Below are 15690 nucleotides of genomic sequence, written 5' to 3'. Positions count from 1 at the left end.
GTATGCCGTTTTTTTTGAAAAAAACATTTTTTCCATATTGTAACAGGACTATTGTTGGGATATATACAAAGAATAGTTTTATATTAAATATAATTGCATGAACAATTTTGCAAAAAGTATAAAGAGGTATGCAGCATGGAGCTTGAATACTATTTAAACAAACAGGATTATATTGATTTTAACATTTATCATGTCAATCATTCCGATATAATTAAAAAGTCATTGCTCATTCAAAGATATTTTATACCGATTATTTTTATGATTGTTCCTTTTTTAATTGCAGGAGTGACTGATTTGCCGCTATTATATTGGATTTGTGTTTTTATTGTAATTTCTGTAGTCTGGATAGTATTCTATCCCAAATACTTTGTGTGGGCTTTTTCAAAAAGAGTATCCAAAATGGTTGATGAGGGTAAAAATAAAGACTTATTAGGCAAACATCGTGTTACCGTTAATGAGGAAGGTGTTTTGGAGCAAAGTGAAAATGGAGAGAATAAAATTAGTTGGAGTGGGGTCGAGAAGATTGTTTCTTCAAATCAACACATTTTTATTTATATAGGATCAATCAGTGCCTGTATTATCCCAAAAAGAGCTTTTAAAACAAATACTGATATGGAATTATTTCATGAATATATAAGCAAGTATATAAATAACAAAAGAGATTAAAGACACATACCATTTGTCCCCATGTACTCAGTTTGCCCTCAAATTGGATGTCCACTGTCGAGGTCCGCATTTTATTACAGGTCGAAATCAATGTATACCGGGTTTCAAAAATATATTCTCATTTAATCAGGGTGAAGAAAGATGACTTATTGTTCGGTCTTCCGGCAGATTTCCGATACGGTTTAGGAGCTTTATTTCCTCAGAGATAATTTGCGATACTCATAGGGCAGCAATCCCGTACTCTTGCGAAAAAGTACAGAAAATCTGCTGGGACTGTCATAGCCCACAATTTGTGAAATCTGCCCTATGCTTAATTCCGTATTGGATAAAAGGTGTTCGGCCTGTCCCATTCTTCGGTGTTGAATATATTCCGTAATGGTACATTTATGTACTTCCTTGAAGGTGGATTTTAGTTTTGTCGTTCCCATGCATGCAATCTTTGAAAGCTGTTCCAGACGCAAATCAAAGGCAAAATGATCGTTTATATAAGCAGTAACTGTTTCCAGGTGCTTCATGTCTTCTTCGGAAATACTGTGCGCATTCTTTGTGCGCATAAGTTTCGTGTATTCCACAATAAGAGAAATTGCCTCGGCCGCCTTTCCCTCGTAAAACAGCTTTGCCGCCATCCCCTCGCCGCGGTAATTCTTTACCTGATGCAAAAGCAAAACCATATCAGGGAAATCTATGGTTCCATCAATGCTTAAAAAGGCGGATTGCGGATTTGTATATTCTTCCTGATATTTTTCTTTTAAGTATCTTTCGTAGTATTCCGGCATAATCTCAATTCCGATAGAGCGAATGGGAATGTTCTTGTGGATGAACGCTCGATAGCCCTCGTGGTTTAACAAACAGCCTTCCATGTACCCGGCTGTCAATCGCTTATAGGGGTCCAGCCTCTCGCCCGAAACGGATTCAAAATAGGTTAAGATCAAATGCTCCGGCAGGGCACAGTTAAGGAAGAAATCCTCATAAAAAACAAAATCATGCACGGCAAAACCAAAAAGGTTTTCGTGAGTGTACAACCAATAGTACCCGCTGCCTTTTTGAGGATCAAGTTTATAGTATTGACCCGCAGTATTGTAAAGCGCAGGATCCTCTCCCAAAGAAAAACCGTTTTCCAGCAAAAACGGTTCCTGTACAGCTTTTGCGGTGTTTTTCATAACTAAGGCCTCCATATTTAACACGATCAGACGGATATGTGACACGATCCGACGAATGTACCGCCGGGTAATTGTTTCATAAAACACTACCCTGTATACTTAACAAGTATGAGTTAGCCATATCTAACTCATATGTATAGTAACATTTTAAACCGGCGCAGTCAATAAATCACGCCGGAGGATAATAATTCAAATATTAGGAGGAGAACATATGTCAAACTCACCAGCTGCAAACCGTAAAGGATTGACTGTCAAAGACCTGGTCACCATCGGTATTTTTTCCGCTCTGCTGTTCATTACCATTTTGGTTGGGGGATTGTTCTTTGCGCCCAACCCCGTACTCACCTTTTATATGCCCCTTGGCAGTGCGCTGCTTGGCGGCCCGGTATTCCTTTTGCTTATAGCAAAGGTTCCCAAACGGGGTCCGGTGATGACGGCGGGAATACTTATAGGAATCATATTTTTTGCCACCGGCATGCATTGGGCAATGGATATTGGTTACATCGTCATGGGCATCATTGCCGACTTTGCAGCGGGCTCCCGGAAATATAAAAGCGTCAGGATGAATATTTTAGCATATATGCTTTTTTCCATCGGCTGCACAGGTACATACATTATGTATTTTATCGATCCTGCAAGCTGGGCCAGCACTATGCTGCGGGGAGGCACCGAACAGGCCTATATTGATACCATGAATGCCTCGGCTCAAAACTGGGTGCTGGCGGTCATTCTTATCGGCACGCTGACGGTAGCGGCTTTCAGTGGCTGGGTGGGCAACAAAATGTTGAAAAAGCAGTTTGAAAAAGCGGGTATTACGGCGTGAGAAAATTGCATTTTGATCCGCGCACCAAGTTGCTGCTCATGATCTTCACTATTCTTTCCGCTACCCTTTCGCCGTCGCTGTATTATGCATCAGGCCTGGTGCTGCTGATTATGCTGTTTGGTTTTGCCTGCGGCAAACCACGTTATTCCCTGCTTGGAGCATTGACCTATACCGTATTTTTTGCATTGACCATACTGACACGGGATTTTCTGTACGGTACGCTGCAAACCATGCTCATTGCGTTTTTAGGTCTTGTCCATAAGGTCTATCCCTGTGGTTTAATGGCAGGGATCATGATTGGCAGCACAAAGGTAAGTGAATTTATGACCGGCATGCACCGGCTCCATGTTCCCAGGAAAATCGTGATCCCGTTGGCTGTGATGCTGCGGTATCTGCCGGTGATCCGGGAGGATTGGGGATTTATCAAAGATGCCATGCAAATGAGGGATGTTTCGCCTTCTTTAGGAGGGCTGCTTGCCCATCCGGGCAAAACCGCCGAATGTGTCTATGTACCGCTTATGATGTCGGCTTCCAAAGCGGCTGACGAACTGTCCATTGCATCGGTAACACGGGGAATTGAGAACCCTGAGCCCAGAACCTGTCTGATACAGATCCGGTTCGGGGCTGCCGATGCACTGGCGGCTTGTGCATTCCTTTTATATTTTATTGCCGGAATGGCTGTGCGGGGGGGATGGATATGATCGAATTCAGGCATGTCTCCTTTGCTTATCCGGGGCAGAGCGAGGACCGGCTGCAGGATCTGAATCTCACCATATCAGACGGTGAGTGCGTCCTGTTTTGCGGGCGCAGCGGCTGCGGCAAGACCACAGTCACCCGGCTTGTAAACGGGCTGATTCCCCATTTCTTTGCCGGGGAACTGACCGGCGATGTGATCGTTGATGAACGGTATATCGCGAAACTGCCTATGTATCAGATTGCGGAAAAAGTTGGTTCGGTCTTTCAAAACCCCCGCACACAGTTTTTTAACGTGGATACCGACAGTGAGATCGCTTTCGGAATCGAAAATGAGGGCGTACCACCTGATGAATTGCGTCTTAAGGTAGATGGTGCCGTCAAGGATCTGAAGCTTCAAAAACTTCAGGGTCGGCGTATTTTTTCTCTGTCGGGAGGTGAAAAGCAGAAAATCGCTTTTGCTTCGGTATACGCCATGAATCCAGATATTTATTTACTGGATGAACCATCCTCCAATCTGGATGTGGACGCAATTGAAGACCTGCGAAAAAACCTGATCCGGATAAAACGGCAGGGGAAAACCATACTTGTGGCTGAACACCGGCTGTACTATCTGAAAGACCTTGTTGACCGGATTGTCTATATGGAACAGGGGAAAGTCAGAGGTATCTATACGCCTGAACAATTTTTATCCATCCCTGCGGTGCAGCGGGAGAAGATGGGCCTGCGCGCAATGGACCTACACAGCGTCAAGCCTTTGCCAAAACCCGCTGTTCAAGCCCTGCCTGTATTGGATATCAGGGCCATGGCTCTGTACTATAAAAAACAGCCCGTCATAAGCGGCATTAATCTACGCGCTGCCCGTGGAGAGATCATCGGTGTCACAGGGCACAATGGCACAGGCAAGTCCACCTTTTTACGAGCCCTTTGCGGCCTGCATAAAGGCTGCACCGGTGCGTGCCTTTGGGATGGAAAGGGAATGGACTCAAAGCAGCGTTTAAAGTCCTCCTATATGGTTATGCAGGATGTCAACTATCAACTGTTTGCAGAAAGCGTGGAGAAAGAATGCTGTTTTGGCATTAAAAATCCTGATGCAGATATTGTGACCGGAACCATGAAAGAGCTTGGGCTTTATGAATACAGAAACCGCCATCCGAACACCCTGTCAGGCGGACAAAAGCAGAGGACGGCTGTGGCGGTCAGCATGATCTGCCGGAAGGAGATTTTAATATTCGACGAACCTACCAGCGGACTGGATTTTGACGGAATGCTGCAGGTTTCAAGGCTGCTCTCAAGGATTGCCCGCGGGGGTAAGATCATTTTTGTCGTTACCCACGACTACGAATTCATTTCGGCTGTTTGCAGCCGTGTGGTACATTTTGACTCCGGTACGGTACAGGAGGATTTCGCAGTGAATCAAAAAAATCTCGGGAAGCTTCAAGACTTTTTCATTCTGGGTCAAAGGAGGGATGACATTGAGGGGGCTGAAACCGGACAAAAGAATTACACTGAAATTGGAAGGAAGTATGCATATGAAGCAAAAAGAGAAGAATCCAATTGGTCTTCTGCTCAAATGGGCGGGAAAGGATAAATATTACCTTTATTTTTCTGCGGGCTTATCGTTGATCAGCGGTCTTAGTACCATGATTCCATATTACTCGGTGTATAGGATCATGGAAAGCGTTTACTCTCATTCATTTACGAAGGAAACCGTCCTGCGGTATGGTCTGATAGCTGCCGCCGCCATTGCCCTGCGTTTTATTTTGTTCGGCGTTGCCGGTGTTTTGTCGCACAAGGGGGCTTATAATGCATTGTTCAAGGTGCGCTGCATGGTGGTGGACCACATGGCTAAAATTCCGTTAGGGAGCTTGAACGAACGGAATACCGGCGAGATGAAAACTGTTTTGACAGAGAAGATAGAAAAGCTGGAATTGTTTTTAGCGCATAATCTGCCGGACTTAATTTATTATGTCAGCGGTCCTGTTGCCATTTTCATCTATCTCTGTACAGTAAACTGGCAGTTGGCACTGGTATCGCTGATTCCCCTCTTTCTTGCCTTTTTTGTCATGTTTCTGATGTTTCGCGGGGCGGATAAACTCATGGGAAGGGCTTACCGGTCTCTTGCCGACCTCAATGCCACAATCATTGAATATATCAACGGGATGAAGCTGATCAAAGCCTATAATATGGGAAGCCGTTCCTTCACACGGTATGCACGCGCCGTGGAGGATGAGCATTCGGTATGGGTGAAAATGTCGCGAAGGATGGGGCCTCCTTACGCTGCATACGTAGTTGTCGTCGAATGCGGGCTGCTTTTAATGGTTCCCCTGGGCGGGTTAATGTTCCTGAACGGTTCTTTGGGCGCAAGTGCCTTTATATTGTTTGCATATGTCGGTTCTCTTTATTTGACTGAGCTCCGTCCCCTGCAGGAGCTTGGCTCCAGCTTTGCACAGGTTCTTGACGGTGTGCGCAAGGCGGATGAAATCCTGAAAATTCCATCTTATGAAGGCGGTGGCGGTTTTCCTGAAAGGCACGACATCACGCTGAAAAATGTGAGCTTTGCCTATGATGGAAAGAACGACGTCCTGCAAAATGTCAATCTGGAAATCAGGGACGGGGAGAAGCTGGCGCTGGTTGGGAGGTCCGGAGCTGGTAAAAGCACTGTCGTCCAGCTTATCGCCCACTTTTACGATGTAAATCAGGGCGAAATCCTGATTGGTGGAAAGAATGTCAGAGATATCAATTATGAGACACTGCTGCAAAATGTATCCATCGTATTCCAAAAAACCTTTTTGACAAAGGGGAGCGTGCTTGAAAATATCCGTATGGGTTCAAACGCCGCATTGGAAGAAGTCCGGAAGGCAGCGAGACAGGCGCAGATAGACGATTTCATCATGGGCCTGCCCGATGGCTACGACACACTTGTGGGAAGTTACGGCACACGTTTTTCAGGAGGTGAAAAGCAGCGCATTGCTATTGCACGGGCCATATTAAAAAACTCTCCTGTTCTGATTTTAGATGAGGCGACCTCAGCCGCCGACCCGGAAAATCAGGTGGAGATCGACCGGGCCATCCAGAATCTATGCAAAGGGAAAACAGTTATTATCGTGGCGCACCGTTTGGGCGTGGTGTTACAATGCGACCGCGTGGCCGTGGTGGAAAACAATACCGTTTCGTGTATAGGCACGCATGACGGGGTAAAGCAAAGCAATGAGTATTACCGGCAGGCATGGCGGGACTATGAGCAGGCACGAGGGATATCATACAGCATGGAAGGAGGCGCTCTGTAATGAACACGGATAAAGTGATGCAAAAGAACCGGCGGTTTTATCTGGCTATGGTTCTGAATCTTTTGGAAGGCTTGTTGGCAGGCTGTAATCTGATGATTATATATTTTCCCATCAAGGCGCTGATAGAGAAAAACCTGGATACCGAGCTGCTATTTACCCTGACCGGTATTCTCGCCGCCATTTTTGTCATCCGGCTGATCATTTATGGTATCGGATACACCCAGGGGCAAATTGGCGGAGCTGATATAAGCAACCGAATCCGGCTGTTTTTAGGGGATAAGATCGGTAAAATCCCTCTCTCTCGCTATACAAAGGGCAAGACGGGTGAATACATTAATGTGGTGAGCAGCGATGTCAATAATTATGAAAAAATATTGACACACAAGCTGGGCGACATTATTAAAAATATTTCCCTGACATCGCTTATGATTTTGTTTGCCCTGATTGTTTATCCTCCGGCCGGATTGATCGCATTGGCCGCCGATCTACTGCTGATTCCGACGTTATGGGATTCCTTCCGGTCGGTGAAGAAATATGGGAAAGAAAAAAATCAAATCCTGGCCGACAATGTGAGCAACATTGTGGAATACATCACCGGCATCCAGACCTTCCGGGCATATGGAAGCGGGGGGACAAAAAACCAAACTGTCACTGATTCCATGCGCGCTTATAGCGACATCAGCTACCGCTATGAAAAAAGGATCATTCCCAGCGGAGTAACCTTCAGCATTTTTGCCTGGTGCAGCCTTCCCCTTACAGCTTTTGCAGGCGGAAGTGCGTGGCTGTCAGGGACCTTGGATACTGCCACATACCTGATGGTAGTCATGCTGCCGATCTTTGTGGCAAAACTGGCCGGTACGATTTTTATTGACCTGACTTCCTACAAAAACCTGATGATTTCCAGGCGGCAGATTATAAAGGTGATAGATGAGGAAGAGGAACACCAGTCAGACATTCTTTTTTCACCGCAAAGCCATGATGTATCTTTTGAGAATGTGACTTTCTCCTATGAAGCTGACGAGCCGGTGCTGACGGGTGTGAGTTTCACGGCGGAAAATGAAAAACTTACCGCCATAGTGGGCAATTCCGGCTCCGGAAAATCAACCATCCTGAATTTGATTTCCAAATACTACGAGCCGCAGTCAGGGGATATAAGGATTGGCGGGATTTCCATCAAGGATATTGCCGCCGAAAAAGTGTTGAGTCAAATTTCAATGGTGGATCAGGACGTGTTTCTGTTCAATGATACCATCAGGGACAACATTCGCTCTGCACGCCCCACAGCCGGGGACCATGAGATTGAAGAAGCCTGCCGGCTGGCAAACTGTGATTCCTTTATTCGCAGTATGGAAAAGGGCTATGAGACGCCGACCGGCGAAAACGGCAATCAGTTGTCGGGCGGCGAGCGTCAGAGGCTTTCCATAGCCCGGGCCATACTCAAAGACAGCCCTATCCTGCTTCTGGACGAGGCCACTGCCTCTCTGGACATAGAAAATGAACTGGCCGTCAAACAGGCCATCCGCAATCTGCTGGGGTCGAAAAAGACCGTGATTATGATTGCGCATACGCTCTCGATTATTCAAAATGCGGATAAAATCCTTGTGGTGTCGGGCGGAAAGATCGTTGAACAGGGCACACATCAGGAACTGCTTGGAAAGCGCGGCAAGTATTACGCCATGTGGCAGGCCGAGGAACAGCTTTCGGTTGTGAATAGCAATTGGATAAGCCAATAAAATATGGTTATATACTTACAAGTTTCTGCTTTCCGATATTGACGCTAGAGACTTTTAGATATTTTATTGAATGTCATTTTAATATTGATAGAGACTATTCTGAATTGGAAAAGGTTATATTAGAATTTAAAGAAATGGAGTATCCTGAGTATTCAGTTAAACTTTTAAAAGAAGCAAAAAGCATAATCAAATTACAATAATTAAAGTTCTATCATATTAGTGATTTTACGGCGGTTGTCTACACGATGACTGTCTTTCTTTTTCCTAAGGACTAAAACAATATATTATTTATTGCTGAGGACCATCACTGGAGAATATTTCCTAGCTTTTCTCGGTTTCTATTGCGGTACAATTGATTTGTATGATATATAATAAGATTAGACTTCTTAACAAGCGTGAAAAAAAATTTAACTCAGGAAAAACTAAATGCTTATAAATAATTATTTATTGCTGTTTTTATCATGTTTTATACAATATCCAATTATTATGCAGCTGGAAATATTCCGTGCGGCACTTCTGTGTCACATAAGTATCGGAGTGTTTGCGGCATGTTGCAAAATTATATCGGGTCATCTTTCAATTGATCTGGATATTCTGGGACGAAGGAATCGGCAGATTACAACAATATATAAAGCTATTAAGGATCCGGGCCTTCTGTGTTTGATGAATCATTAAAAGTTAATCAAATACAGGAGGACTTTATGTTTAAAAAAATGTTAAAATTACTGGCCCGGCCGGCTGAATTTTCCGGGTATGACAAACTGCTGGAAGAAATAAAACGGATCGAATTAACCGGTCTTTCCGACGCAGGGCTCAAAAATCGAGTAAAAGAATTTAAAGACAAATTTTCTGCATGGTTGACCGATAAGTACAAGGACTGCCGTGACACGGACAATGTTTTGCTCAACAAACTGCTGAGAGAAACAGCGTTTACAGATAGTTATCTGCCGGAATGTTATGCCATAACAAAAGAACTCTGCAGGCGCAGCTTCAAGCTGGAGGCATATGACTCCCAACTTCTCACCGGTATAGCTCTCCACTTCGGGAATATCGCCGAGCTTCCCACCGGCGAAGGCAAAACCATGGCGGCGGTATTTCCGGCGGTATTGAATGCGCTTGCCGGCAAGGGTGTTCATATTCTGACCTTTAATGATTATCTGGCCCGAAGAGATGCCATATGGATGAAGAGCGTATATTCTGCCTGGGGGCTGAGCGTTGATTTCATTCAGGGTGCCATGGAAGCCCAAGGCCGTAAAAAGGCATACAGGGCGGATATCACATATATGACTCCCAAGGAAGCAGGTTTTGATTTTTTACGGGATACACTGGTATACAGTCCGGAAGAACTTGTACACCGTTCATTTAACTATGTTATAGTGGATGAAGCCGACTCCATCCTGATAGATGAAGCAAGAGTTCCTCTTGTAATAGCAGGAAAAGACGGTAATGAATGTGGGAGTATAGATAAAAAGCTGGTACAGAGCATTGAGAAATTAAGACCGGAGATTGATTATCTCACTGATGAAAACAAAAGGAATGTTTTTCTTACCGATACCGGAATAAGCATTCTCGAAAGGGAGTTGAACTGCGGAAACCTGTACGGGGACAATTTGGAGCTGCTGACATTCATAAACAATCTGCTGCACGCCAAAACCCTTTTGAAAAGGGATGTTGACTATATCGTCAGGGACAACAGGATAGAGATAGTAGATGAATTCACCGGAAGAGTTGCCGAACGTAGAAAGTGGCATGTTGGCTTGCAAATGGCGGTAGAGGCTCTGGAGGGGATCAGTTATACACCGAACAGCAGGATTCTTGGCAGGATCACCATACAGAATTTTATCAGTCTTTATCCTGAAATGGCCGGTATGACTGCAACGGCCCAGTCTTCGGAAGAGGAATTCCTGGATGCCTATAACCGGAGGGTTTATGTGGTTAAACCGGACAAAAAATGTATACGGGTGGATTATCCCGATGAGATATTTACTCATAAAGCAGCCAGGGACAGAGCCATAATAAAAGAAATTCTGGAAGTTCATAAGTCAGGCCGCCCCATACTCATAGGAACCTCAAGTATAGAGGAGTCCGAGAGCCTTGCAGAAAGGCTGCAAAACTGCCGGATTGACTGTGCGGTGCTCAACGCCAGGAACGATGCTGAGGAGGCCGAAATAATAGCAAATGCCGGAAAACTGAGTGCAGTCACCGTTTCAACAAATATGGCCGGAAGAGGTGTGGACATAAAATTGGGAGATGGCTGTCCGGCATCTGTGGAAACCAACAAGGTTCTTGATTTAGGCGGCCTGTATGTGATAGGTACAAACAAAAACGAGTGTATCAGGATTGATAAGCAGCTGAAAGGGCGTGCAGGCCGGCAGGGGGACCCCGGGGCTTCCAGGTTTTTTATCAGCCTTGAGGACGAGCTCCTCAACAGGTTTGAGATTCGTAAGCTGCTGCCCAAAAAATATCTGGGTTACAGGCAGGAGGAGAAAATTGAGGACAGCAAGCTGAATTCATTAATAAATCATATCCAGAGGGTAGTTGACGGCCAGAACTTTGATGCCAGAAAGACCCTTGGGAAATATTCCCTGCTGTTGGAATACCAGAGAAGACTGCTGACAAAAAAACGGGATGAAATACTGTATATGAAGGCAGCGCCCCTGCTGCCGGCAAGCAGACCTGAACTGTACAGGGAATTGTGCGGGCAGTATGGCACCGGGAAGGTCGATGCTGTTGGAAAAAGGGCAGCCATTCACTTTATTGATGAATGCTGGTATACTTTTCTGGAGTACTGTGAAAGTGTACAGGAAGGCATTCACCTGGTGGGAGCTACCAGAAAAGTCCCTCTGGATGAATACCGGAAGCTGGTTATACAGGAGTTTGACTCTCTTATGAACAGGCTGGAGGATGACATGCTGCAGGAGCTGGAGCAGACGGATTTCGGCGTAAGTGAGGCTGATTTTGCCGTAAGAGGGTACAGTACTCCGGCTGCCACCTGGACATATATGATAAATGACAATATTAAAGTAAAGAGGTTTTCACTATTCGGAATAAATTAAAACAGGAGGTCCAATATGCTGGAATTATTGAAAAACAAGCCTGATATTGTAGTTGAGGCACAAAAGGCGCGGTTCAGGCCCAACCTGGCAGTACAGGTGCTGATATTCATTGCAGTGTTTATTGTTACACAGATTGCGGCCGGTCTGCCGGTGGCCATTGGAGCAATTATAAAGGTTGTGGCCGATATCTCAAGCGGGAGGGCTGATTTCACAAATCCGGCTGACAGTATGAATTATGCGAGGGAAATGATGAGCGTGAATTGGTTCAGCCTTTTAACCCTGTTCTGTACAATTATCGTGACAATATTGGTCATAGTCTACTGCAGATTTATAGAAAAGCGCAGCCTTTATTCGATGGGTTTTGTAAAGAGGAAAGCTGTTTTCAATTACCTGCTGGGGCTGGTCATCGGTGCGGTGATGTTCGGAGCTGGAGTCCTGATTTGCTGGCTTACCGGAGCACTTGCCTTTAATGGGGTGATTTTGGGCAACAGCCTTGGACTTGTCTTTGCTTTTTTCCTGGCTTTCCTTTTCCAGGGTATGAGCGAAGAGGTTATGCTGAGAGGATATTTTATGGTTTCCATAGCGGCAAAGAAAACGGTTGTGGTTGCAATACTGCTGAATTCCATACTGTTTGCCCTGATGCATATTTTAAACAATGGAATATCACTGCTGCCTGTTATAAACCTTACGCTGTTTGGCATATTTGCTTCGGTCTACATGCTCCGTACCGGAAATATATGGGGAGTCTGTGCAATACATTCCATGTGGAATTTCGTACAGGGAAACATTTTTGGAATTGCAGTCAGCGGTATAAATATAAAGGCCTCGGTTTTTTCCTTTGTGCCGGCGGGAACAGGCACCTTGATCAACGGAGGAGATTTCGGACTGGAGGGCGGGCTCGGAGTTACAATAGTACTGGTGGCCGCCATCATAATTACGCTTTTGGCCGGGGCTGGGAAAAATCAAAGCAGCTCTGATATTATGTCGGAAAGTCAAATTTAACATTTCAATAAAAAGCTATAAATTCCTATAAGCAAAGCTGACTTGCACGCTTTAAGCCTGCAAGTCTTTTTTTGTAATCCGACGGAGTAATGCCGTAGGATTGCAGAAAAGCCCTGTTGAAGGTACGGTAATTTCCGAAGCCCGACATGAAGGCAATATCCGTAAGGTCTGATTTGCCGCTTGAAATCAGCTGAGCGGCATGGCGGGAACGCAGGGCGTTCATATAGCTGTTAAAACCGCAGCCCAGATATGAATTAAAAAACTTGGAAAGATAGTCCTTGTTGTACCCGAAATGCCTGGCAAGAGTTTCTATGGACAGGGAATTCAAATAATTCTGCTGCAAATAAACCAGAATTTTTCTTGCAAGGTCTGTACTGCTTACCGCCGGTTTATCAATAAGCTCCACACAATCACACAGGAGGCCCAGTATATAGTAAGCCGCACCCTTGCTGACCAGTTCGTTGGAGGAATCCTGGGCCTGGAGCAGTTTTTCCATTACGTTGAATATGTTTTTGGTGTTCTCACAGCTCTCGATAAAGGAGCTGGAAAAAACCTTGGAACGAATAGCCGCTATGTAGCTGTTGACCAGCTCCACAGGTATTATCATGACTATGGAATCCGAATTTTCAATATTTGTATAGGAATGTATGTCATAACTGTTTGCAACTGAAATGCAGCCTCCGGTCATAGACTTGATCTGGCCGTTGATGTTGATGTTCATTTTACCGCTGACGACATATACCAATTCAATATTGGAATGAAAATGGGGTTCGCAGTAATTATCCATGACTCTGAAAATGTGAATTTTACTATCCGATTCCCTGGATATTTCAAAATAAGCACTCATAGGCCAACCTCTTAAGATTTCTATACAAACATCAGTTTTTGTCTAATATTATAGAGTAATTTACTTTTGATATTATCAAAAGCATATTATCATTGTCAATATAATATATCATCATAAAACATCATTATAATACATTATTATGATACATCAATGCGAGCAGAAGACAATTTCAATTCAGCGTACTGAAGCGCGGCAAAACACAGGTGTTTTTATTACTTTTTAGCGTGAGGAGCACGCAGACGGAGGATAGTATGGCAAATTTAAAAGCAGGAATAATTGGTTGCGGCGGAATTGCAAACGGAAAGCAGATGCCCAGTGTAAAAAAGACAGGTTTGGTTGATCTGGCGGCTTTTTGTGATATCGTTCCCGAAAAGGCTGAAAAGGCTGCAAAAGAGTATGGTACAAAAGACGCAAAAACTTATGGCGATTACAGGGAATTGCTCAAGGACAGCAGCATTGAAATCGTATACGTGTGTACACCAAACCGTTCACACAGTGAAATAACGGTAGCCGCCCTCAACGCAGGCAAACATGTCATGTGTGAGAAACCCATGGCCATAAATTCAGCTGAAGCCAAAAAAATGGTGGACGCTGCAAAAGCCAACAACAAAGTGCTGACCATAGGCTACCAGAACCGTTTCCGTTCGGATTCCAGATACCTTAAGGCAGAATGCCGAAATGGTGTACTGGGAGAAATTTACATGGCAAAGGCAAGGGCTATCAGACGCAGAGCTGTTCCCACCTGGGGAGTTTTCCTAAATGAATATGAGCAGGGCGGAGGTCCCCTCATAGATATCGGAACACATGCACTTGACCTTACACTGTGGATGATGGATAACTACAAGCCCAAATATGCCGTAGGAACTACATACCACAAGCTGAACAGTCAAAAGAATACCGGTAATATCTGGGGTGACTGGAATACTGAAGAGTTTACAGTAGAGGACAGCGCCTTTGGCTTTGTTGTCATGGAAAATGGTGCCACAATCCTACTTGAGTCCAGCTGGGCACTGAATTCCCTGGAGAACCTGGAGGCCGCGACCATACTGTGCGGTACCCAAGCTGGAGCAGATATGCTTGACGGACTCAGAATCAACGGTGTAAAAAACGGCAATCAATATGTTCTCAAACCTGATTTTAATGCCGGAGGAGTCGCTTTCTTCGAAGGAGGGGAACAAAAGCCTGAAGTACTTGAACAGCTGAGCTTTATCAATGCGGTCCTGGGCAAGGGCGAACTTACAGTAACCCCGGAACAGGCCCTGGTGGTCACTCAGATCCTTGAGGCCATATATGAATCTGCCAGCACCGGCAAACCGGTGTACTTTAATGACTAGGAAATCAAAATTATATATCAAAATTTGACTGATATTTGGAGGAGATTGTATGAAACTGGGAGTTTTTACCGTTTTATTGGGTGATCAGAGTCTGGAGCAGACCCTGGAATATTTGAAATGTATCGGAGTAGAGGCAGTGGAAATCGGCTGCGGAGGCTACCCGGGAACCGCACACTGCAATGCCGTCGAGTTTATAAAGAATAAGAGCCTTATAAAAGAGTTCAAGGACACCCTTGACAAATATGAAATGACTCTGAGCGCATTGTCGGTGCATGGCAACCCGGTACATCCCCAGAAGGAGATAGCACAGAAATTCCACAGGGAATATGAGGCGGCGGTGCAGCTGGCAGGAGAATTGGGTATGGACCGGGTTGTAACCTTCTCCGGCTGTCCCGGGGACAGTGAGAATTCGAAATATCCAAATTGGGTAACCTGTGCCTGGCCAGATGATTTTCAGGAAATTCTGAAATGGCAGTGGAATGAGGTCCTTATACCATATTGGCAGAAGACTGCCGAGTTTACAAAAAAATACGGTGTGGACAAAATAGCCTTTGAAATGCATCCGGGCTTCTGCCTGTACAATCCCGACACGGTTCTCAGGCTGAGAGCGGCGGTGGGTGATATAATCGGAGCAAATTTTGATCCGTCACACCTGTTCTGGCAGGGTATTGATCCCGTGGCGGCAATAAGGGAACTGAAGGGAGCAATATATCACTTCCATGCAAAAGATACCAGAATTGATGTTTATAATACGAGCAGGAACGGGGTCCTGGACTCCAAACACTTTGGAAGAGAAAATGAAAGGTCCTGGATATTCAGAACTGTGGGCTATGGCCACGGGGAAGAGGTCTGGAGGGCAATTTGCAGTGAGCTGAGACTTGCAGGGTACAATCATGTTATGTCTATTGAACATGAAGACAGCCTCATGACTTCGAAGGAAGGACTTGAGAAAGCAGTTGCTTTCCTGAAAAGAGTGATGTTGTTCGAAGAAAAGCCGACCGGCATGTGGTGGGCATAAACACACCGGATACGAAGGAAAATTCTTCATCAATATTTTGTGGCCGCTGTGCGGTTCAAAGCCGTGAT

General features: G+C 45.0%; 12 protein-coding genes. 10 read left to right on the top strand and 2 right to left on the bottom strand.

Annotated features, from left to right (window positions below):
- Positions 1-135: 135 nt before the first annotated feature.
- Positions 136-666 carry a YcxB family protein gene (locus CTER_RS23780; protein WP_004630216.1) on the top strand — a complete coding sequence of 177 codons (531 nt, stop codon included), beginning with the start codon at positions 136-138 and terminating at the stop codon, positions 664-666.
- A 191-nt stretch (positions 667-857) separates the two neighbouring features.
- Here the strand turns inward: CTER_RS23780 and CTER_RS23775 are convergent, their stop codons facing one another.
- A complete protein-coding gene (locus CTER_RS23775; protein ID WP_004630075.1) occupies positions 858-1826 on the bottom strand; it encodes a helix-turn-helix transcriptional regulator in 969 nt (322 codons plus the stop codon).
- A gap of 211 nt (positions 1827-2037) precedes the next feature.
- On the opposite strand from CTER_RS23775, the gene CTER_RS23770 reads away from it, so the two are divergent.
- From CTER_RS23770 to CTER_RS23735, 7 genes are all read left to right on the top strand, one after another.
- Positions 2038-2649, top strand: a complete 612-nt coding sequence (locus CTER_RS23770; RefSeq protein ID WP_004629906.1) for an MptD family putative ECF transporter S component — start codon at positions 2038-2040, stop codon at positions 2647-2649.
- Complete coding sequence (locus tag CTER_RS23765; protein ID WP_004629914.1) at positions 2646-3350, top strand: energy-coupling factor transporter transmembrane component T; 705 nt, start codon at positions 2646-2648, stop codon at positions 3348-3350. The genes CTER_RS23770 and CTER_RS23765 overlap by 4 nt, the downstream gene beginning before the upstream one ends.
- Entirely contained in the window at positions 3347-4933 is a 1587-nt protein-coding gene (locus CTER_RS23760; protein ID WP_004629724.1) for an ABC transporter ATP-binding protein, read from the top strand. Before CTER_RS23765 ends, CTER_RS23760 begins: the two co-directional genes overlap by 4 nt.
- The gene (locus tag CTER_RS23755; protein ID WP_004629986.1) at positions 4875-6632 is read left to right on the top strand and encodes an ABC transporter ATP-binding protein; all 1758 of its coding nucleotides are present in this window, start codon (positions 4875-4877) and stop codon (positions 6630-6632) included. Before CTER_RS23760 ends, CTER_RS23755 begins: the two co-directional genes overlap by 59 nt.
- Positions 6632-8365, top strand: a complete 1734-nt coding sequence (locus CTER_RS23750; RefSeq protein ID WP_004629870.1) for an ABC transporter ATP-binding protein — start codon at positions 6632-6634, stop codon at positions 8363-8365. Before CTER_RS23755 ends, CTER_RS23750 begins: the two co-directional genes overlap by 1 nt.
- Positions 8366-9066: 701 nt before the next feature.
- Positions 9067-11421, top strand: coding sequence for a preprotein translocase subunit SecA (locus CTER_RS23740; protein ID WP_004630210.1), 2355 nt, complete (start codon positions 9067-9069; stop codon positions 11419-11421).
- Positions 11422-11436: 15 nt separating this feature from the next.
- On the top strand, positions 11437-12423 hold the full coding sequence (locus CTER_RS23735; RefSeq protein ID WP_004629990.1) for a CPBP family intramembrane glutamic endopeptidase: 987 nt from the start codon (positions 11437-11439) through the stop codon (positions 12421-12423).
- 25 nt (positions 12424-12448) lie between these two features.
- On the opposite strand, the gene CTER_RS23730 is transcribed toward CTER_RS23735, so the two are convergent.
- Complete coding sequence (locus tag CTER_RS23730; protein ID WP_004629918.1) at positions 12449-13270, bottom strand: AraC family transcriptional regulator; 822 nt, start codon at positions 13268-13270, stop codon at positions 12449-12451.
- 251 nt (positions 13271-13521) lie between these two features.
- Between CTER_RS23730 and CTER_RS23725 the strand changes: the two genes are divergently transcribed.
- Both CTER_RS23725 and CTER_RS23720 read left to right on the top strand, forming a co-directional pair.
- Complete coding sequence (locus CTER_RS23725; RefSeq protein ID WP_004629665.1) at positions 13522-14604, top strand: Gfo/Idh/MocA family protein; 1083 nt, start codon at positions 13522-13524, stop codon at positions 14602-14604.
- Positions 14605-14653: 49 nt separating this feature from the next.
- Entirely contained in the window at positions 14654-15622 is a 969-nt protein-coding gene (locus CTER_RS23720) for a sugar phosphate isomerase/epimerase family protein (RefSeq protein ID WP_004630275.1), read from the top strand.
- The last annotated feature ends 68 nt before the right edge of the window (positions 15623-15690 follow it).

The organism is Ruminiclostridium cellobioparum subsp. termitidis CT1112 (assembly GCF_000350485.1).
GTDB lineage: Bacteria > Bacillota > Clostridia > Acetivibrionales > DSM-1351 > Ruminiclostridium > Ruminiclostridium termitidis.
This window is presented reverse-complemented; position numbering and strand designations above follow the sequence as displayed.

Bases quoted from the DNA above. Each gene is read 5' to 3' on its own strand.
- CTER_RS23780 (WP_004630216.1), top strand. From the start codon at position 136: ATGGAGCTTGAATACTATTTAAACAAACAGGATTATATTGATTTTAAC.
- CTER_RS23775 (WP_004630075.1), bottom strand. From the start codon at position 1,826: ATGAAAAACACCGCAAAAGCTGTACAGGAACCGTTTTTGCTGGAAAAC.
- CTER_RS23770 (WP_004629906.1), top strand. From the start codon at position 2,038: ATGTCAAACTCACCAGCTGCAAACCGTAAAGGATTGACTGTCAAAGAC.
- CTER_RS23760 (WP_004629724.1), top strand. From the start codon at position 3,347: ATGATCGAATTCAGGCATGTCTCCTTTGCTTATCCGGGGCAGAGCGAG.
- CTER_RS23755 (WP_004629986.1), top strand. From the start codon at position 4,875: ATGAAGCAAAAAGAGAAGAATCCAATTGGTCTTCTGCTCAAATGGGCG.
- CTER_RS23750 (WP_004629870.1), top strand. From the start codon at position 6,632: ATGAACACGGATAAAGTGATGCAAAAGAACCGGCGGTTTTATCTGGCT.
- CTER_RS23740 (WP_004630210.1), top strand. From the start codon at position 9,067: ATGTTTAAAAAAATGTTAAAATTACTGGCCCGGCCGGCTGAATTTTCC.
- CTER_RS23735 (WP_004629990.1), top strand. From the start codon at position 11,437: ATGCTGGAATTATTGAAAAACAAGCCTGATATTGTAGTTGAGGCACAA.
- CTER_RS23730 (WP_004629918.1), bottom strand. From the start codon at position 13,270: ATGAGTGCTTATTTTGAAATATCCAGGGAATCGGATAGTAAAATTCAC.
- CTER_RS23725 (WP_004629665.1), top strand. From the start codon at position 13,522: ATGGCAAATTTAAAAGCAGGAATAATTGGTTGCGGCGGAATTGCAAAC.
- CTER_RS23720 (WP_004630275.1), top strand. From the start codon at position 14,654: ATGAAACTGGGAGTTTTTACCGTTTTATTGGGTGATCAGAGTCTGGAG.